This is a genomic window from Achromobacter sp. K91, from assembly GCF_003576205.1.
Taxonomy (GTDB): domain Bacteria; phylum Pseudomonadota; class Gammaproteobacteria; order Burkholderiales; family Burkholderiaceae_B; genus Achromobacter; species Achromobacter aegrifaciens.
Genome location: NZ_QWFB01000026.1, coordinates 301,114 through 319,966 on the forward strand (window position 1 = coordinate 301,114; position 18,853 = coordinate 319,966).

Consider the following 18,853-nt stretch of genomic DNA (forward strand, 5'->3'; position numbering starts at 1 on the left):
CGATGTTACATCCGCTCGGGCGCCGATACGCCCATCAGCTCCAGCCCGTTGGCCAGCACCTGGCGCGTGGTCGAGGCTAGGCGCAGGCGGGCCAGCTTCAGGGCCGTGTCGTCGACCAGCACGCGCTCGGCGTTGTACCAGGTGTGGAAATCCGAGGCGCAGTCGCGCAGCCAGAAGGCGATGTGGTGCGGCGACAGTTCCTGCGCCGCCAGCGCCACCACGTTGGGGAATTCGGCCAGGCGCTGCATCAGCGCGAATTCGGTCGGCGCGGTCAGCAGCGCCGCGTCGGCCTGGGCCACGTCGGCGGCCGGCATGGCGGCGTTGTTGATGACCGAGCAGATGCGGGCGTGCGCGTACTGGATGTAATAAACGGGGTTCTCGTCGCTCTTGGACAGTGCCAGGTCCACGTCGAACACGAATTCCGTGTCGGCGCGGCGCTGGATCAGGAAGTAGCGCACCGCGTCGCGGCCCACCCAGTCGATCAGGTCGCGCATGGTCACGTAGCTGCCGGCGCGCTTGGAGATCTTGACCTCTTCGCCGCCGCGCATGACCTTGACCATCTTGTGCAGCACGTAGGCCGGGTACTCCTTGGGAATGCCCTCTTCCAGCGCCTGCAGGCCGGCGCGCACGCGCGCCACGGTGCCGTGGTGGTCGCTGCCCTGGATGTTTACGGCGCGATGGAAGCCCCGCTCCCATTTGGCCTTGTGGTAGGCCACGTCCGGCACGAAATAGGTGTAGCCGCCTTCGCTTTTGCGCATGACGCGGTCTTTGTCGTCACCCGTGCCCAGTTCGGTGGTGCGCAGCCAAAGTGCGCCGCCTTCCTCGTAGGTGTGGCCGCCGGCGATCAGCGCCTTGACGGTCGCTTCGACGCGGCCGGAGGTGTAGAGCGAGCTTTCCAGGTAGTAATTGTCGAATGCCAGGCCGAAGGCCTGCAGGTCCAGGTCCTGTTCGCGGCGCAGATAGGCCACGGCGAAGACGCGGATGTCGTCCAGGTTGTCGACGTTGCCCGTGGCGGTGACGTCCACGCCATCGGAGTGGACGGTCGCGCCGGCCTGGAAGTCGCGCGCGATGTCGGCGATGTAGTCGCCCTTGTAGCCGTCGGCGGGCCACTCGGGGGAATCGGTCGTCAGGCCGCGGGCGCGGGCCTGCACGCTGATGGCCAGGTTCTGGATCTGGTTGCCGGCGTCGTTGTAATAGAACTCGCGGGTGACGTCCCAGCCGATGGCGTCATACAGGCGGCAGATGGCGTCGCCCAGCGCGGCCTGGCGGGCATGGCCCACGTGCAGCGGGCCGGTGGGGTTGGCCGACACGAATTCGACCAGGATCTTCTCGCCGTTGCGCGGCGCGCGGCCGAAGGCGGCGCCCTGCTCGGCCACGGCGGCGATGACGGCCTGGCGTGCGGCGGCGGTGATGCGCAGGTTGATGAAGCCGGGGCCGGCGATTTCAGCGGACTCGATCAGGCTGGCGGCGCCGGGTTGCGCCATCAGGGCGTCGACGATGGCCTGGGCCAGTTCGCGCGGGTTGCGGCGGGCCGGCTTGGCCAGCTGCATGGCCACGTTGGTGGCGACGTCGCCGTGGGCGGCGACCTTGGGGCGCTCCAGCAGCACATTTGCCACGGCGTCGGGCAGGCTTTGCGCGACGGCGGCCTGGATCAGGGAGATAAGCTGTTTTTGTTGCTCGAGGAGCATGGGCGTCTGGAGAAGTTCTGAGTTAGTGACGGACGCGCCCGCACAGGCCGGACCTGTCGGGCGGAGCGGACAGGGGCGGCGTAGCCGGGCGGACCGCGCGCGCCGGATTCATGGCCGCGTCAGGTCCCGCTGTCACGGGAATCTCCTGAATCATAGCTTGATTTGGCCATCGGACCGGCCTGCGCCAGGGGCGCGGACGCGGCGGCGGCAGGTCCGGGGGGACGGATGGGGCCGGTCCATCGGGCCTGCTGCCCCGGGCCAGTTGGCAGCCCCCTGGTGTTGCGGTAGTGTATGTAAGTAATCAATGTGGGAGACTGGAATATGCTGATCACCTTTCATTCCAAGGTCGTGGCCGAGGTTCTGATGCTGACCGACCATGCCGGCGCGCTGCTGCTGGCGGCCGGCAAGTCCTTCAAGGACAAGATCCCGGAGCGCGGCGTTTTCACCGTCGAGCAGCTGGGGCCGGCCATCAGCGGCATCGAGCGCGCGATCGACGAATACCAGAGCGCCCATGACGGCTCCGAGGAAGAAGACGAGGACAAGGCCCCGGCCTCGCCCATGGCCCGCATGGTGGGCCTGAAGGAACGCGCCTTTCCCCTGCTGGACATGATGCGCCAGTCCTTGGCGGCAAACGCCGAAGTCACCTGGGAGGTGTCGCGCGGCTGGTAAGCCGGCGAGCCCAATGTCGCCGGGCGGACAATCTGCCCGGCGTTTTTTGCCTACCCTACTCGCCTGACGCCACCCCAAGGAACCCTGACATGCGCAGCGACATCACCATCGTTTTCGACTCCCGCCGTTCGCTTGACCTCTCGGCCAGCGTCGAGCCCTCGCCGCAGCGCCAGAGCGATGCGCGCGACTGGTTCGACAGCGCCTGGGAAACGCTGGGTTGCGAACCGCTGCGTCCCAGCGGCAAGGTCCTGCTGCTGGACAAGGTGCTGGGCGTGGCCGACGCGCTGGGCTACGACACCCTGTCCACCGACGAAAAAGAGGCTCGCGAGTTCGCGGAGCACCTGGCGCTGGCGCTGGAACGCCCGCGCATCACGGTGGATTTGCCGGGGCTGACGGTAGGTTACTGAGCGACCCGGCCTCATCTCCAAGCAAAACTGCCCCCGTAGGGGCAGTTTTCATTTGAGCCGGTCCCGCAGGCGGGACTAGCGGATGCCAGCCCGCATGAAAGATTGCACGAACTGCCGTTGGAACAGCAGGAAGGCGATCAGGAGCGGCGCCGCCGACATCAGCGTTGCGGCCGTGATGACCGACCAGTCGATGCCCTGGTCGGTGGACGAGAACACCTGCAGACCCACCGTTAGCGGCCGCGATTCGACCGAGTTGGTGATGATCAGCGGCCACAGGAAGTTGTTCCAGTGGTGGCTGACCGATACCAGCCCGTAGGCCACGTAGATCGGCTTGGCCAGCGGCACATAAACCTTCCAAAGCACCTGAAGCGCGTTGGCGCCTTCCATGCGCGCGGCTTCTTCCAGTTCCCGAGGCACCGTCTTGAAGGTCTGGCGCAGCAGGAAGATGCCGAAGGCGGATGCAAAGTAAGGCAGGCCGATGGCGAACACCGTGTCGCGGATGCCCAGCTGGCTCATGGAGCGGTAGTTTTCCACCAGCAGCACGTCCGGCATGATCATCAGCTGCAGCAGCACCAGCATGAAGACGAAATCACGGCCGCGGAACTCGAAGCGCGCGAAGGCGTAGCCGGCCAGCGTCGACAGCACCAGTTGCGCCGCCAGCACCATGGTGACCAGCAGGAAGGTGTTGAGGAAGTAACGCGGGAACGGCGCCGCGTGCCAGGCGCGCACGAAGTTGTCCAGTGTCAGCGGGGCGAACAGGTCGAAGCGGGTTGCGTAGGCGGGCGGATGGAACGCCGCCCACATGGCATAGGCCAGGGGCAGGATCCACAGCAGGCCGAGCGCCCAGGCGCCCAGGGTATCGAGCTTGTCTTTCATTGATAGTGCGTCCTGCGGTCCAGCCAGCGGAACTTGACCAGCGCAGTCAGCGCCAGCACCACCAGCAACACGACGGTCAGCGTGGCGGCGTAAGCCGTGTCCCAGAAACTGAAACCCACCTGGTAGATGTAGTACAGCAGCAGCGTGCTGGCGTTATCCGGTCCACCGCGCGTCATGACCACCACGTGGTCCACCAGCCGGAACGCGTTGATCAGGGCATTGATCAGCACGAAGAGGGTGGTGGGCATCAGCAGCGGCCACAGGATGCGGCGGAAGTACTGCCAGCGCGACGCGCCTTCCAGCATCGCGGCCTCGCGCAGCGACGGCGATACTGTCTGCAGGGCGGCCAGGTAGAAGATCATGAAGAAGCCGGACTCCTTCCAGACCGTCACCAGCATCAGCGCGGGCAGCGCGGTCTCGCGGTTGCCCAGCCAGTTGGGGCCTGGCGAGCCGAACAGCTGCATCACCTGGGCGATCAGCCCGTACTGCGGCGTGTAGAAGAACAGCCAGATGTTGGCCACCGCGACCATGGGCAGCACCGTGGGCGTGAAGTAGGCCATGCGCAGGAAACCGCGACCGCTCAGGTTGCGGTTGACCCATAGCGCCATGATCAGCGCGATGCCGATGGACGTGGGGATGGTGCCCAGCGCGAACCACAGGTTGTTCCACAGCGACTGCCAGAACACCGGGTCGTCGAGCATGACGGCGTAATTGTCCAGCCCCACGAAGCGCGCGGGGCGCGCGCCCTTGGGGGTGGAGAAAAAGCTGTGCCATAGCGTCGCCACCGCCGGGTAGTGCATGAAGGCGGCGAGCAGCACGATGGCTGGCAGCAACAGCAGCCAGCCATAAAGCGCGTTTAAAGAGCGGCTCATCGTGCTTGTCGGCTTTACTTGTAGGGACGCAGTATGCGGTCGGCCTCGCGTTGCGCGTCGGTCAGGGCCTGTTGCGGCGTCTTGGAACCGGTCAGGGCCGCCTGCAGGGCGTCGTTCAGGGTCTTGGTGACGCGCTGGTTTTCATGCGTGGAGAACTCCGCCACGCTGACTTCCAGCTGGTCGCGCGCGACCGCGGCGGCCGGCACTTCCTGCGCGTACTTCTTCATCTTTTCGGTCTGCCAGGCGGCCGGGGTTACGGCCACGTAGCCCGTGGCGATGCTCCAGTCGGCGGCGCGCTCGGGCGTGGTGACCCATTGCGCGAACTTCAGCGCGGCCTGCTGCTGCGCCGGCGTGCCGCTCTTGAAGATATAGAAGTTGCCGCCGCCGGTCGGGCTGCCGCCGCGCTTTTGCTGCGGCATCATGGCCACGCCGAACGGGAAGTCCGCGTTCTTGCGGATGTTGGTCAGGTTGCCTGTCGTGGTCCAGACCATGGCGGCCTTCTTTTCCAGGAAGTCCTTGGGCGTGGTGCCCCAGTCGATGGTGCCGGTCGGCATGATCTTGTGCTTGGCCGAGAGGTCGCGCCAGAACTGCGCGGCTTCCACCACCGCGGGCTTGTCCAGGTAGACCTCGTTGCCGGCCTCGTTCATCAGGATCGCGCCGTTGGGCGTGGTCAGCGCCTGGAACAGCCAGTAGGCGAAGGCGCCGCCCGAGGGGATCTCGATGCCCCACTGCGTGGTATTGCCGGAGGCGTCCTGCTTGGTCAGCTTCTTGCCGTATTCGACCAGTTCGGCCCAGGTCGCCGGCGCGCGCTCGGGATCCAGCCCCGCGGCCTTGAACAGGTCCTTGTTGTAGTACATGACGATGGTCGAACGCTGGAACGGCACGCCCCAGGTATGGCCGCCGGTGCGGCTGTTCTGCATGAAGGCGTCATAGAAGCCGCCTAGCCACTTCTTGTCGGCGTCGCTCTTGGCCAGGCTGTCGATCGGGACGATGGCGTCCTCGTCGATCAGCGTGAACATGTCGGTGGACAGCAGCACCGCCAGCTGCGGCGGCGTGCCGCCCTTGAGCGCGGTCAGCGCCTTGGCGATGGAGTCCTGGTAGGAGCCGGCGTAGATCGGCTTGATCTTGATGTCGGGATTCTCCTTCTGGAAATCCGCCACCATGTCGTCGACGATCTTGGTGATCGGGCCGCCGACCGCGACGGGGTAATAGAACTCCACCTCGACGGGCTTGTTCTGCGCCTGCGCAGGCAGCGACAGGCAGGCGGCGGCCAGGCTGGCGGCCAGGGTTTTCAGTACGATGCGACGCATGTTGGTTTCCTTTCCTGTGTACGGGCCCTAGCGGCCAGCGGAGTTGATGACCGCCGAATCGGCGGCAAAGAAGTGCTGCTGGCCGTCCTGCCAGGACAGGCCCAGTGTTTCGCCCGTGCCGGCGCGCAAGTGACCGCCCACGCGCACGGCCACGCCGCTGGTGTCGCCCACGCGGCAGACCACGATGGAGTCCGCGCCGAAGTACTCCACGCTTTCCACGGTGGCGGGAACGCCGTTGGCGTCGATGCGGATGTGTTCGGGACGCACGCCCAGCTTCACGGCGCCCGCGGGGGCGCCGGCGATGGCGCGGCCCTGCGTGCCGGCGATGATGGTGGCGCCCTGCGCGGAGCTCAGGCCGATCAGGTTCATGGGCGGCGTGCCGATGAAGCGCGCGGCGAATTCGGTGGCGGGCCGCGCATACAGGCCGTCGGGCGTGTCGTGCTGTTCAATCTTGCCGCCGCGCAGCAGCACTACCTGATCGGCCATGCTCATGGCTTCGGTCTGGTCGTGCGTCACGTAGACCATGGTGATGCCCAGGTCTTGCTGCAAGGCGCGGATCTCGCGGCGCATTTCATGGCGCAGCTGCGCGTCCAGGTTGGACAGCGGTTCGTCCATCAGGCACACCGGCGCTTCGGAGATCACGGCGCGGCCCAGCGCCACGCGCTGCTGCTGGCCGCCCGACAATTGCGAGGGCTTGCGGTCCAGCAGATGGTTCAGGCCCAAGAGGCCAGCCACGCGTTGCAGGCGGCGGTCGTAGTCGCGCGCGGGCTCCTTGCGCACCTTGAGACCGAACAGGATGTTCTCGCGCACCGACAGGTGCGGAAACAGGGCGTACGACTGGAACACCATCGAGATGCGGCGCTTGGCAGGCGGCAGCTGGGTGACGTCGCGGTCGCCGATGTGGATGGTGCCAGAGGTCGGCGTGTCCAGCCCGGCAATCATGCGCAAGGTGGTGGATTTGCCGCAGCCGGACGGGCCAAGCAGGACCGTGAAGCTGCCGGCGGGAACCGTGAAGCTCACCCCATGGATCGCGGCGGCGTTGCCATATTGTTTGGTGAGGTTATCCAGAACGATGGATGACATGCTGTCTCGAAGATCTAATAGTTAGATCCGCATTGTTGCCTGTTATGAAAACCTTTTCATTGTGCAGCGCAAACATGACGGATGTATGGCAGGACAAACTTTCGTAGTCTAGGGCCTCAGGCAAAGGGGTACGGGCCGGGGTATTCCCCAATGACCGCGTGGTGCGTGACCAGGTTCTTGCCTTGCCACCAATGCAACTGATAACCCGGCGGTTCCATGATGTATTGCAGCGTCGGCCGCGGCCCCAGTTCCAGCGCAAGCTGATGCGCGGTGCCTGGACAGGTGGACGCGATGGTGCCGCCGAAGCGCTGGAAGATCGTGCGGTGCAGGTGGCCGCAAAGCACGCGCTCCACGTTGGGAAAGCGCGCCACGATGCGTTCGAGCTCGGGCGCGCCAGCCAGCAGGCCAATGGCGTCCATATGTTCGATGCCCGTCAGGAAAGGCGGATGGTGCATCAGAACCAACGTGGGCCGCTCGGGCTGTTCGGCCAGGCGCGCGGCCAGCCAGTCCAGGCGGTCCTGGCAGAGTTCGCCATGGCTCTTCATGGGCACCACCGTGTCCAGCGCCAGCATGCGCAACGGATAGGTCTCGATGGTGTATTGGATGAACGGGCTTTCGCCTTGCAGATAGCCGTGGTCGGGGAAGGCCGCGCGCAGCTGGGCGCGGTCGTCGTGGTTGCCGGGCAGCAGGAAATACGGAATCTCCAGCGCCTGCAAGTGGTCGCGCAGAACTTGGTATTCGTGCGGGCGGCCCAGGTCAGTCAGATCGCCCGTGATAAGGACGCAGTCGGGGCGCGGGGTCAGGGCATTGAGCGCGCGCACCGCGGGCGCCAGGAACGCCGCCGGATCGATGATGCCGTAGGCCTTGTCGCCCGGGGTGCGCATGTGCAGGTCGGTGATTTGTGCGATGAGCATGACGCATGTACCGAAGAATAGTGTTGTAGGAAAAGACCTCAGCGGCGCACCGGCGCGGCGGTGCCGCCTACGACGATGCAGTGCGGCAGGCGGTCCGAATGCGGCGGTTGGCCCTGGATCTGCGCCAGCAGGTTCGAGCAGGCCGTCTCGCCAATGCCGTCGCTGGGCTGGGCTACGGTGGTCAGGGGCGGCGTCAGCAAGGCGCCAAAGCGCATGCCGTCGAAGCCGCACACCGAGATATCGGCGGGCACGGACAGCCCCAGGCCCACCAGGTCCGCGATGACGGCCGTGGCCAGCAGGTCGTTGGAACAGAACAAGGCGGTGGGCGCCTGCTTGCCGCGCAGCGCAGCCTTCAGGGCATCCAGGTCGCTGCCCGTGTGCGAACTCATGGAGATGTGCTGGATGTCGTCCAGGCCCAGGCGCTTGGCGCAGGCGCGCGCGCCCGTCAGCCGGCGGCGGGCGCGGTCCGATGCAGTCAGCGGGCCCGTGACCAGCGCGATGCGGCGATGGCCCAGCGCGGCCAGGTGGGCCACCATGTCGCTGGCGGCGGCGCGATTGTCGACCGACGCGAAGGGATGGGCACCGGACTCGTTGTAGACCAGCACGTAGGGTATGCCGGCATGGTCCAGGTCATCCAGCGTGGCGCTTTTGGCGGCGTCGGCGACCGTCAGGATCAGGCCGTCGACCTGATGGTCCATCAGGCCCTGGACCGCGGCGGATTCCACCGCAGGATCGTAGCCTGTGGCGGTCAGCATGACGCTGTAGCCCGATTCCCGCGCGCGCCGTTCCGCGCCTTCGAAGCACTCGGCGAACACGGGATTGGACAGCGTGGGCAGTATCAGGCCGATGGTGCGCGTGCTGCCTGAACGCAGGCTGCGGCCCACGCGATTGGGCCGGAAGCCCGCGCGCTTGGCGACGTTGCGGATATGTGCGAGCGTGTCGGGATGAACGATCTCGGGCTGGTTGAACGCGCGCGAAACCGTTGCCGGGGAGACCCCGGCCTTGCGGGCCACTTCAATGATGGAAAAGCGGGGCGACGAGCGCGAGGCCATGGCGGGAGTGCTGCCGAGATTCGTGAAAACGATTTCATATTACTCGACAAATATGACCTTTGTATTGCACGGGTTTGCGCTATGCTGATGCCGACGCAACAATAAATTGCCATGGCGCGGCATGCGATTTCCCCGGGAAAAAGCGGCTTTTTCGGTGTTTATCCCAATTGACGCAGCGCGCACAATGGCTGGAGTCGGTCCATCCGAACTGCGCGGCAATATGCCGCGCATAAAGGCGGATCCTCGGTCAAAGGGGACCGGGTGCGTATTTAGCTGCCGTGCGACACGCGCGGTACCGGTAAAGAGGAAAGGACCATGTCTACTGCCTTGAACAGACTTGGCGCGCTGGAAGCCGCGCGCAAGCTGCAACGGCGCGAATTGACCGCAGAGCAATTGGTGCGCGCATGCTTTGCGCGCATCGAGCAACGCGAAAGCACCATCCACGCCTGGACCGCGCTGCAAAAGCAGGCCGCGCTGGATCGCGCGCAGGAATTGGACCGCGGCGCGCTGCGCGGGGTGCTGCATGGCCTGCCCATGGGCGTGAAGGACCTGTTCGACACTGTCGACCTGCCCACGCGCTATGGCTCGCCCATCTATGAACGCCACCATCCGGGCCTGGACGCGGCCTCGGTGGCGCTGTGCCGGGGCGCGGGCGCGATCGTCGTCGGCAAGACCGTGACGACTGAATTCGCCACCTATTTGGCAGGCCCCACGCGCAATCCTCGCAACGAAGCCTACTCGCCCGGCGGTTCGTCCAGCGGTTCGGCCGCGGCGGTGGCCGACGACATGGTGCCCTTCGCATTGGGTACGCAGACCGCGGCTTCCATCATCCGCCCTGCTTCCTATTGCGGCATCGTGGGCTTCAAACCCACCTTTGGCAGCATTTCCCGCGCGGGCGTCAAAAGCCTGGCGGAGTCCCTGGACACCATCGGCGGTTTCGCGCGTTCGGTGCCGGACGTGGCATTGTTTGCTTCCGTCCTGATGCGCGATCCGCGCATGCTTGATCTGGCCTATGACGGCAAGCCGCGTATCGGCATGTACCGCAGCCTGCAATGGCGGCATGCGCTGCCCGAAACCAAGGAAGCCTACGCGCAGGCCGCGGCCATCCTGTCGCGCGCCGGCGCCGTGGTCGAAGAATTGCCGCTGCCGCCCGAGCATTGCGTTCTGGTGCAGCTGCATGCGGACATCATGGCGTTTGAAGCTTCGCAGGCGCTGGCCTACGAGCGCCTGGAGCATGCGGCGCAGCTCAGTCCCAAGATCCAGGCCATCCTGGAAGCGGGCTCGCGCATCACCGCTGAAGAACACCAGAAGAACCTGATGCGCGTCGCCGAGTCGCGCGCGCGCGTGGACACGTGGTTCGACAAATACGACGTGCTGCTTGCGCCCAGCGCCAGCGGCGAGGCGCCGTTCGCGGACCTGGGCACGGGCGATCCGCAGTTCTCGCGCGCGTGGACGGTATTCGGCCATCCTTCCCTCAGCCTGCCCTTCGCCACCGGCCCGCAAGGCTTGCCCGTCGGGTTGCAGCTGGTCGGCGCGCGCTATAGCGACCACCGCACGCTGGCAATCGCCGCTTGGGTCCATCAGCGGCTCCTTGCGGCCACCGCGCCAGATATCGGCGCGGCCGACATCTGGCCACGCGGATAAGCGCGGCGCGCGTCCAAAGAAAAAGCCAGCCCGATAAGGCTGGCTTTTTTTACGCCGGATTGCGGATCACGCGGTTTCGGCGGTTTCTTGCTCGGTTGCGGTCACGGCGCCGGCATTGATGTGGCGGTTGACGGCGCTCAGCACGGCCTGGAAGGAAGCCGTCACGATGTCGCGGTCGATGCCCACGCCAAAGCCCGTGCTGGATTCGCCGACGCGCAGTTCGACATAGGACGCGGCGCGCGTGTCGGTGCCGGTGCCGATGGCGTGCTCGTGGTAGTCCATGATGCGCACGGGCACGTCCAGCGCGGCTACGAAGGCCGAGATGGCGCCGTCGCCCTTGCCCGTCACGATGCGGCGTTCGCCGTTGTATTCCAATTCAGCTTCGATGCTGAAGTGCTGGCCTTCGCCGGCCGACGGATTGCCGTCGATGCGGTGGCGCACCAGCTTCCACGGCGACTTCTGCTCGAGGTATTCGCGGTTGAAGATGGTGTGCACGTCGTCGGCCGTGACTTCGCGGCCGGTTTCGTCGGTGACGCGCTGGATGGCGCGGCTGAATTCGATCTGCAGGCGGCGCGGCAACACCAGGCCGTGTTCCTGTTCCAGCAGGTACGACACGCCGCCCTTGCCCGACTGGCTGTTCACGCGGATGACGGCGTCGTAGCTGCGGCCGAGGTCGGCCGGGTCGATCGGCAAGTAAGGCACTTCCCAGACGGCGTCGGCCTGTTGCTGGGCAAAGCCCTTCTTGATGGCATCCTGGTGCGAGCCCGAGAACGCGGTGAAGACCAGGTCGCCCGCGTACGGGTGGCGCGGGTGAACGGGCAACTGGTTGCAGTACTCGGCGCAGCGGCGCACTTCGTCGATGTCCGAGAAGTCCAGGCCCGGATGCACGCCCTGCGTGTAGAGGTTCAAGGCCAGGGTGACGAGGTCGACGTTGCCGGTGCGCTCGCCGCTGCCGAAGAGGCAGCCTTCGATGCGGTCGGCGCCGGCCATCACGGCGAATTCGGCGGCGGCCACGGCGGTGCCGCGGTCATTGTGCGGGTGCACGCTGAGCACGATGCTGTCGCGGCGCGCCAGGTTCTTGTGCATCCATTCGATCTGGTCGGCGTACAGATTGGGGCTGGTGGCCTCGATGGTGGCGGGCAGGTTCAGCACCATCTTGCACTCGGGCGTGGGCTGCCATACGTCGGCCACGGCGTTGGAGACTTCCAGCGCGAACTCGGGTTCGGTGGTGCTGAAGACTTCGGGCGAGTACTGGTAGCGCCATTGCGTTTCCGGGTGCTGCGCCATGTACTGCTTCACCAGGCGCGTGCCGGTGGTGGCAATGTTCTTGATTTCGTCCTTGCTCATGTTGAACACGACCTTGCGGAACGCCGGGGCGCAGGCGTTGTACAGGTGGACGATGGCTTGCTTGGCGCCGGCGGCGGATTCCACCGTGCGGCTGATCAGGTCTTCGCGCGACTGGGTCAGCACGATGATGGTGACGTCGTCAGGAATGCGCTTTTCGTCGATGAGCTTGCGCACGAAATCGAAGTCGGTCTGCGAAGCGGACGGGAAGCCCACTTCGATTTCCTTGAAGCCGATCTTCACCAGCTGTTCGAAGAAGCGGAGCTTGCGCTCGACGCTCATCGGCTCGATCAGGGCCTGGTTGCCGTCACGCAGGTCCGTGCTCATCCAGATCGGCGCCTTGGTGATGCGGCGGCTGGGCCAGGTGCGTTCGGAAAAGTCGCGGGTAAAGGGCGCGAAGGGGACGTATTTGGTGGCGGGGTTGGCAAGCATCATTACTACACCTCGATCGGTTTCTTTTGAATCCCGGGAATGCTTCCCTAGGCGGCTGCGCGACCGGATTGCGGTCTTGCGCCAGGATTTGCCGTGATTGACCGGCAGGATTCAGAGATAAAAGGGGGAAATCGCGTGTGGCAAGCGTGGTTGCCGAGCTACCACGGGGACACTAGGCCCGGCAACCGATCGGTAGGTATAGCGATAGCGCGTAGGAGGAGAAACGAGCGCGCAGGCCGGCAACCGGAGCGTCGTAGCGTCCGGTGGCAATCGCGAAGGGGGTGCGGTGAGCGGCCATAGGTTGCTAGTCAAACACATTTTTGCCGAATGCGCAACTGAACACTCTTTTGTGTTGGGGCGAAATATATGCCGGTGGCAACGCATTTTGCTGAAGAATATTCGGCAAAACGAGGTTGGACGGGGGGCGGGAGGCACGCTATGGGGTTGCCAGGCCAGGCGTACGGCTGAAGCAAAAAAACAGGCCGCCTGTCGGCGGCCTGCTATGGCAATGGAGAAAGGACGGACGGGCTTACCGGGCCGGGCCGATGCGCGGTTCCACGTAGCGTTCGCTGCGTGCTTCGCGGCGGACCTCGTCGCGCGGATCGCGCGGCTGGCGGTCGGACGGCTCCAGGATGCGGGCCTGTTCCGCGACCATGGCGATCTTGCCGGCGCGGTTGTGGCGGATTTCAGACAGGGAGCGGCGCAGATCGCCCACCGTGAAGGGCTCCTGGCGATCGCCCCAGGTCCAGCGCAGCACGCCCAGCGTTTCTTCGGTCAGGTTGGGCGCCAGGTCGGCCAGCACGCTGGTTTCGACCGGGGTGGCGCTGCCGGAAGCCAGGCTGGCGGACAGCCAGGCGCGCAGCGTGAAGAACACGATCAGGGTCCAGATGCCGGCCACCACCCACCAGATGTAGGGGTTGACCTTCTGCACCATGTCCACGGTCGGCTGCCCCAGGGAATGCAGGAACTCGTAGTTCACGGTGCGGCCGAAATTCAGTATCCAGTTGGCGGCGAGATACCAGATGACCACAGCGACGGCGATGACGATCGCACGCATTACGAGTCGGGGAAGCGCCAGTTTGAGCAGGGTCTGGCCAATGAGGCGGCAGTCCTGGCGGACGCTTGCGGGCGAAGTCAGATTCATCATGCAAAATATTGTACCTATGACCCGTCCAATTTTAGAACTGCGACCAGGTCAGCATTTGACGCTGACGCCACAACTGCAGCAATCGATCCGATTGTTGCAGCTGTCCACGCTCGACCTCGAAGCCGAGATTTCGCAAGTGCTGGCGGAGAACCCGCTCTTGGAGCGGCAGGACGAAGCGCCGTTGGCCGAGGCGCCGGCCGAGTCCGACCGCGAGTCCTCGGTGCAGGATGACGAGCCCGCCGCCGAACGCGAATCGCCGGTGGATGAAATGCCGGGTTCGGGCGGGGTCTACCCCGACGAAGACTCCAGCCGGCCCGAGGCCGCTCGGCCGGATACGCTGCGCGAGCACCTGCTGGGCCAACTGATGTTGACGCGCGCCGCGCCGCGCGACGCCGCGCTCGCCGGTCTTCTGATCGACGAGCTGGACGAAAACGGCTACCTGGGATCACCGCTGGAGGAAATCCTGGACTGGTTGCCGCCCGAACTGGAACCGGACATCGACGAGCTGAAGGCGGCCTTGTCGCTTTTGCAGTCTTTCGATCCGCCCGGCATAGGCGCGCGCGACATGGCGGAATGCCTGCTGTTGCAGCTACGCAACCCGGATCTGGATCGACTGCCTGAAGCCGCGAATGCCGCGGTCCTGGCTTGCGCGCGCCAGATCTGCGCGCAGCACCTGGCCTTGCTGGCGACGGGCAACGCCGCGCGCCTGTGCGCGGCCGTGGGCTGCGACGAAGCCACGTTCCGCTCCGCCCATGCCCTGATCCTGCGCCTGGAGCCCCGCCCGGGGCGTGCCTGGACCGTGCCCGCGGCCGATTACGCGGTGCCGGACGTCATCGTACGCAAGACGCGCGGCGGCTGGCAGGTCACCCTCAACAGCGCCGCCGTGCCCAAGCTGCAGATCAACGGGCTGTACGCCCAGATGCTGGGCAACCAGAAGGAATCCGCGCATGCGGGCCTGCAATCGCAGCTGCAGCAGGCCCGTTGGATGATCCGCAACGTGGAACAGCGCTTCGACACCATCCTGCGGGTGGCCCAGGCCATCGTGCAGCACCAGACGGCCTTCTTCAGCCAGGGGCCGGCCGCCATGCGGCCGCTCATCCTGAAGGACATCGCCGGCGAGCTCGGTTTGCATGAATCCACCATTTCACGGGCCACAACACAGAAGTACATGCTCACTCCGTTTGGTACGCTGGAACTCAAGCGCTTCTTCGGCACGGGGGTTTCGACGGACGGCGGGGATGCCACCTCGGCCACGGCAGTGCAGACTTTCATCCGCCAGATGGTGGCCGAAGAGAACCGGGCCAAGCCTTTGTCCGACAGCCAGATCATGCAAAAGCTGGCCGATCAGGGGATAGTCATCGCCCGAAGGACGGTGGCAAAGTACCGCGAAGCGCTGCGGATAGCCCCGGCGGCGTTGCGCAAGGCGCAGGCGGCAGCCCGCTGAGCGGGGCCATGAAATGAGGGACGGGGTTATGAAAATTCGTCCCTAATTTCAAAGACTTGCGTGACACTTTGGTTGCAAATTTATTTGCACGCGGGGCTTGTCAGTAGCGGAATAATTTTCGATAATTATTCTCATGTACATTTGCGTATGTAATGCCATCACCGAACGCCAAGTCCGCGCCAGCGTGGACGCGGGCGCGACGACGCTTTCCGACCTGCAATTCGAGCTGGGCGTGGCCACGTGCTGCGGCTGCTGCGCGGCTACCGCGACCGAATACCTGCCGGGCGGACGCTGTTCCAGCGTATGCGACGTGCGTTCCATAGCCGTTCCGGTCAATCCTCCGGCCGCTATGGTCGAGTCGGGCGCGCCTGCTGCCAACAGCAGCTTTCCGATTCCCCTGGTCGCCATCGCCTGAGGACGGTCGTCTCTTTCCGGCTCGCTGCCGTCACGCAGCGGGCCGCGTTGCTTCTTTCTCGCAAAATTCCCGGATAGTCATCGCCAGTTGGCGCGCAGGTTCGCGCAGCGTATCGGCCAGGCATAACGCCAATTCGGTCGACGGCACGGACGGCAGCCCTGCGTCGATGATTCGATGGTCCGGCAAGAGGCAACGCCGCTCCAGCAGCGCCACGCCCAACCCTCCTGTCAACGCCGCTTGCAGGCCCATCAGATTCGGGCTTTCGTAGGCGATGCGCCAGTGCCGGCCCGAAGCTTCCAGGGCATGGATGGCGCGATTGCGGTAGATGCAGCCTTGCGGAAACGCGACCAGCGGCACCGGCTCGGCGGACGCGAGTTCCATTCCGGGTGCACCGATCCAATGCAAGTGTTCGGGCCAGGCGGCCAACGCGGCACCCGCGCCGGGCTCGCGTTTGAGCAGCGCCACGTCCAGGTCGCCCCGCTCCAGTGCGCGCGTGAGCGCGGAAGTCAGGTCGCAGCGGACCGATAGCCGCACGCCTGGGCGGGTCCGCGCAAATTCCGACACCAGAATGGTCAGCGCGTCAGCCGCGAAGTCGTCCGGGATGCCCAGCCGGATCACGTCCACGCGCTTGCGCCCGCTGACGGCTTCACGGACCTCGGTCGACAAGGCCAGCATCCGCCGGGCATAGCCCAGGAGACGCTCGCCGTCCTCGGTCAGCAAGACTTGGCGGCCTTCGCGGATGAAGAGCGCGCATTCCAGGGATTCCTCCAGCTTGCGGATCTGCTGGCTGACCGTGGATTGGCTGCGGTGTACGCGTTCGCCCGCCGCCGTGAAGCCGCCGGCATCCACGACGGACACGAAGCTGTGCAAAAGATCGAGGTCAGGCATCGCCGGCTCCATGCATTCATTTTTTAAATACTTTCGATCCGAATAAAGAGTTTGTCAATGGATGGGCGGCCGCGCAGAATTCGTCCATCCGCCGCCACTGCGGCTTAGCGCCACCTTCCGGACTCATCATGAAGGCCACCTCGACCCTTTCCGCCGCCGCCATTCCAGCTCAAGCCTCGCCGGGCATCAGCTGGGCGCCCATCGCAGCTTTTTGCTTTCTGTGGAGCTCGGCGTTCGCTGCGGCCAAGATCGCCGTGCGGGACTGTCCGCCGCTGACCTTGCTGACCATCCGTTTCGTGATCGCGGGAGCCTTGATGCTGGGCCTGGCGGCGGCGAGCGGCCGCTGGAAGATGCCAAGCGCGCGCGATCTGGCCGCGCTGATCCTGTTGGGGGTGCTGAACAACGCGCTGTACCTCGGCCTGAGCTGGTCGGGCATGACGACGGTGTCGTCGGCGTTTACCGCGGTGCTGATCAGCACCAACCCGCTGCTCATCGGCGTGCTGGCCGGCCCGGTGCTGGGCGAACGGCTGGGATGGCGCAAACTGCTGGGCCTGTGCCTGGGATTGGCGGGCGTGGCCCTGGTGCTGCGTTCACGCTTGTCGGGCATGCAGGAGGACCTGCATGGCACGCTGTTGGTGACGGGCGGCCTGGTGGCGCTGGTGGCCGGCACGCTGCTCTACAAGCGTTTGAAGCCGTCCTCCGGCCTGTGGACGTCCACGGGCATACAGTCCCTGGCCGGCGCCGTAGCCTTGCTGCCCTTCGCGTTGATGCACGAGAACATCGGCGATGCGCGCATGACGGCCAGCCTGTTCTGGAGCATGGCCTACATGATTGTCGCGGTGTCGATGGGCGGCTACTACCTGTGGTTCATGATTCTCGGCCGCGCCAGCGCTACTGCGGCAAGCGCGCTGCACTTCCTGATGCCGCCGCTGGGCCTGCTGTTCGGGTGGCTGGTGCTGGGCGAGCACGTATCGTGGCTGGATCTGCTGGGCATCGTCCCGATCGCGTTGGGCATCTGGCTGGCCACGCGGCGCGCCGAGTAACGCGCCGCCCCAGCCGGGGTTGCCGATCCGCAACGAAATGCCGCCGGCCACGAGCCGGCGCGTTTCACGCGGTCGAGGGACGCATCGTTGCCAGCGATCGCGTGGATCGCGCGGCGGATTCGGCGGCATCGCGCGCCGTCAGGCCGCATCGTTGCTGATGCCGGCATGCAAGGCATCACGCACGCATACTCATTCTCATTGGCGTGTCGCTTTCTTGTAGCGCTCCTAAAGCGGTTTACCAAATGCAGCGCAAGGCTAGGCGCGGCCCCGCGCCAGGTGGTAGTCTGCCGGGGTTGCGTACGCGCGGCATCGTGCGCTCCTTTGTCGCGATGCATCTGCGTCGCGCCTGACTGCAAGGAGTCCATCATGAAAGGCGACAAAACCGTCATCCAGTTTCTGAACAAGCAACTGACCAACGAACTGACGGCCATCAACCAATATTTCCTGCATGCCCGCATGCTGAACCATTGGGGCTTCGACAAGCTGGGCAAGCACGAGTACGAAGAGTCCATCGGCGAAATGAAGCATGCGGATCGCCTGATCGCGCGCATCTTCATGCTGGACGGCCTGCCCAACCTGCAGGACCTGCATAAGCTGCTGATCGGCGAAGACGTGCCGGAATTGCTGGCCTGTGACCTGAAGCTGGAGCAAGGCGCGCAGGCGACCGTGAAGGAAGCGATCGCGCATTGCGAATCGGTGCGCGACTATGTCTCGCGCGATCTGTTCCAGGACATCCTGGACGACACCGAAGAGCACATCGACTACCTGGAAACGCAGATCGACCTGATCGACAAGGTCGGCATCCAGAATTATCTGCAAAGCCAGATGTCCGTGCCGGAGTAATGTTCCGGTCATAAAAATGGCGCCCTGCGGGGCGCCATTTTTTTGTCGGTGTCATGCGGCGCATGCCGCGCGCCGATATTTCAGTTCGGGCGAGCCGGGCACTCGGCCATGGTGCCCCAGGCGCGGTTGGGTCCGCAGTACTTGTTGCGCGCGGCCCAAGAACACGAGGGGCGTTCGAAGAAGCCTTGCGTGGCGCAATGCGCGAGTTCGCGCTTGAGCGCGTCCTGCCAGCCCAGGGCGCCGGGCGCCTGCGCGGTGTTCGGGGGCGGCGGGGGCGCCTGCACCATCTGCGGAGTGCCGTAGCCGCCTGCCTGGACCTGGCCGCCGTTGATGGCGGTGGACGTGCCGGGAGCCTGCAGATCCAGGGTGCTGACGTCCGAAGTGCCCGAAGGCAGCGGCACTTGCGAAGCTGCCGCGATTTCGCGGGCCTGGTCCGGGCTGATGCGTTCGCGCGAGATCTTCACCGCAGGGTCGCTGACGCTGTCGAACAGCGAAACGGTGTTGACCTGCCATTCGCGGTCGGCGGGCTTGTCGGGCACGCCCAAGGTACCGTCGATGCGCGGCTGCGGAGGCTGGGCCACGTAAGGACGGCCGTTGGCATCCAGTACGGGCTGCTGGGATGCCGCGGCATCCTGGCCAGGAGCGGGCGCGGCCACCGGCGCATGCGCCACCAGCCAATCACCCAGTTGAATACCGCCCCAGGCCGACGCGCCAAGCGCGATCAGGAGCGTTGCGAATAAGAAACGCCAAGACATTGCTACCCTCATCTGCCGTGCGGAACC

18 protein-coding genes are annotated in these 18,853 nt (G+C 65.3%); 7 read left to right on the plus strand and 11 right to left on the minus strand.

All coding sequences use genetic code 11. The features are described 5' to 3' along the window. Positions 1 to 5: 5 nt before the first annotated feature. Positions 6 to 1,688, minus strand: a complete 1,683-nt coding sequence (gene argS, locus DXK93_RS08600) for an arginine--tRNA ligase (RefSeq protein WP_119449843.1) — start codon at positions 1,686 to 1,688, stop codon at positions 6 to 8. Between the two features lie 321 nt (positions 1,689 to 2,009). Here argS and DXK93_RS08605 point away from each other — a divergent pair, with 321 nt between their 5' ends. Both DXK93_RS08605 and DXK93_RS08610 read left to right on the plus strand, forming a co-directional pair. After that, positions 2,010 to 2,357 carry a DUF1840 domain-containing protein gene (locus DXK93_RS08605; RefSeq protein ID WP_054455597.1) on the plus strand — a complete coding sequence of 116 codons (348 nt, stop codon included), beginning with the start codon at positions 2,010 to 2,012 and terminating at the stop codon, positions 2,355 to 2,357. Positions 2,358 to 2,446: 89 nt separating this feature from the next. Continuing rightward, positions 2,447 to 2,764: a hypothetical protein gene (locus DXK93_RS08610; protein WP_054455595.1), complete on the plus strand. Its 318-nt coding sequence runs from the start codon at positions 2,447 to 2,449 to the stop codon at positions 2,762 to 2,764. 75 nt (positions 2,765 to 2,839) lie between these two features. On the opposite strand, the gene DXK93_RS08615 is transcribed toward DXK93_RS08610, so the two are convergent. The 6 genes from DXK93_RS08615 to DXK93_RS08640 form a co-directional block, all read right to left on the minus strand. Continuing rightward, positions 2,840 to 3,640 carry a carbohydrate ABC transporter permease gene (locus DXK93_RS08615; RefSeq protein WP_042795754.1) on the minus strand — a complete coding sequence of 267 codons (801 nt, stop codon included), beginning with the start codon at positions 3,638 to 3,640 and terminating at the stop codon, positions 2,840 to 2,842. Further along, complete coding sequence (locus tag DXK93_RS08620) at positions 3,637 to 4,512, minus strand: carbohydrate ABC transporter permease (RefSeq protein ID WP_119449844.1); 876 nt, start codon at positions 4,510 to 4,512, stop codon at positions 3,637 to 3,639. Before DXK93_RS08620 ends, DXK93_RS08615 begins: the two co-directional genes overlap by 4 nt. 14 nt (positions 4,513 to 4,526) lie before the next feature. After that, a complete protein-coding gene (locus DXK93_RS08625) occupies positions 4,527 to 5,822 on the minus strand; it encodes an ABC transporter substrate-binding protein (protein ID WP_054455591.1) in 1,296 nt (431 codons plus the stop codon). 27 nt (positions 5,823 to 5,849) lie between these two features. Beyond that, positions 5,850 to 6,905 (minus strand): ABC transporter ATP-binding protein, encoded by a 1,056-nt coding sequence (locus DXK93_RS08630; RefSeq protein ID WP_054455589.1) that lies wholly within the window; start codon positions 6,903 to 6,905, stop codon positions 5,850 to 5,852. A gap of 116 nt (positions 6,906 to 7,021) precedes the next feature. Further along, a complete protein-coding gene (locus DXK93_RS08635; RefSeq protein WP_054455587.1) occupies positions 7,022 to 7,819 on the minus strand; it encodes a phosphodiesterase in 798 nt (265 codons plus the stop codon). Positions 7,820 to 7,857: 38 nt separating this feature from the next. After that, complete coding sequence (locus DXK93_RS08640) at positions 7,858 to 8,871, minus strand: LacI family DNA-binding transcriptional regulator (RefSeq protein ID WP_088143668.1); 1,014 nt, start codon at positions 8,869 to 8,871, stop codon at positions 7,858 to 7,860. A 315-nt stretch (positions 8,872 to 9,186) separates the two neighbouring features. Between DXK93_RS08640 and DXK93_RS08645 the strand changes: the two genes are divergently transcribed. Beyond that, a complete protein-coding gene (locus tag DXK93_RS08645) occupies positions 9,187 to 10,515 on the plus strand; it encodes an amidase (protein WP_054455583.1) in 1,329 nt (442 codons plus the stop codon). 66 nt (positions 10,516 to 10,581) lie between these two features. Here DXK93_RS08645 and leuA read toward each other — a convergent pair whose 3' ends face one another. Both leuA and DXK93_RS08655 read right to left on the minus strand, forming a co-directional pair. Next, positions 10,582 to 12,294, minus strand: a complete 1,713-nt coding sequence (gene leuA / locus DXK93_RS08650; protein WP_054455581.1) for a 2-isopropylmalate synthase — start codon at positions 12,292 to 12,294, stop codon at positions 10,582 to 10,584. A 526-nt stretch (positions 12,295 to 12,820) separates the two neighbouring features. Then, positions 12,821 to 13,438, minus strand: a complete 618-nt coding sequence (locus DXK93_RS08655; RefSeq protein ID WP_119449845.1) for a hypothetical protein — start codon at positions 13,436 to 13,438, stop codon at positions 12,821 to 12,823. Here DXK93_RS08655 and rpoN point away from each other — a divergent pair. Continuing rightward, entirely contained in the window at positions 13,437 to 14,882 is a 1,446-nt protein-coding gene (gene rpoN / locus DXK93_RS08660) for an RNA polymerase factor sigma-54 (RefSeq protein WP_119449846.1), read from the plus strand. The genes DXK93_RS08655 and rpoN overlap by 2 nt on opposite strands. Before the next feature lie 133 nt (positions 14,883 to 15,015). Then, entirely contained in the window at positions 15,016 to 15,297 is a 282-nt protein-coding gene (locus DXK93_RS08665; RefSeq protein WP_119449847.1) for a bacterioferritin-associated ferredoxin, read from the plus strand. 30 nt (positions 15,298 to 15,327) lie between these two features. On the opposite strand, the gene DXK93_RS08670 is transcribed toward DXK93_RS08665, so the two are convergent. Next, positions 15,328 to 16,185: a LysR substrate-binding domain-containing protein gene (locus tag DXK93_RS08670; RefSeq protein WP_054455574.1), complete on the minus strand. Its 858-nt coding sequence runs from the start codon at positions 16,183 to 16,185 to the stop codon at positions 15,328 to 15,330. 128 nt (positions 16,186 to 16,313) lie between these two features. Between DXK93_RS08670 and DXK93_RS08675 the strand changes: the two genes are divergently transcribed. Together DXK93_RS08675 and bfr are read left to right on the plus strand one after the other, a co-directional pair. Next, positions 16,314 to 17,228 (plus strand): DMT family transporter, encoded by a 915-nt coding sequence (locus DXK93_RS08675; protein WP_054455572.1) that lies wholly within the window; start codon positions 16,314 to 16,316, stop codon positions 17,226 to 17,228. Positions 17,229 to 17,594: 366 nt separating this feature from the next. Next, the gene (gene bfr, locus DXK93_RS08680) at positions 17,595 to 18,071 is read left to right on the plus strand and encodes a bacterioferritin (RefSeq protein ID WP_013390908.1); all 477 of its coding nucleotides are present in this window, start codon (positions 17,595 to 17,597) and stop codon (positions 18,069 to 18,071) included. 80 nt (positions 18,072 to 18,151) lie between these two features. Here the strand turns inward: bfr and DXK93_RS08685 are convergent, their stop codons facing one another. Beyond that, the gene (locus DXK93_RS08685) at positions 18,152 to 18,838 is read right to left on the minus strand and encodes a hypothetical protein (RefSeq protein ID WP_175164340.1); all 687 of its coding nucleotides are present in this window, start codon (positions 18,836 to 18,838) and stop codon (positions 18,152 to 18,154) included. Positions 18,839 to 18,853 lie beyond the last annotated feature (15 nt).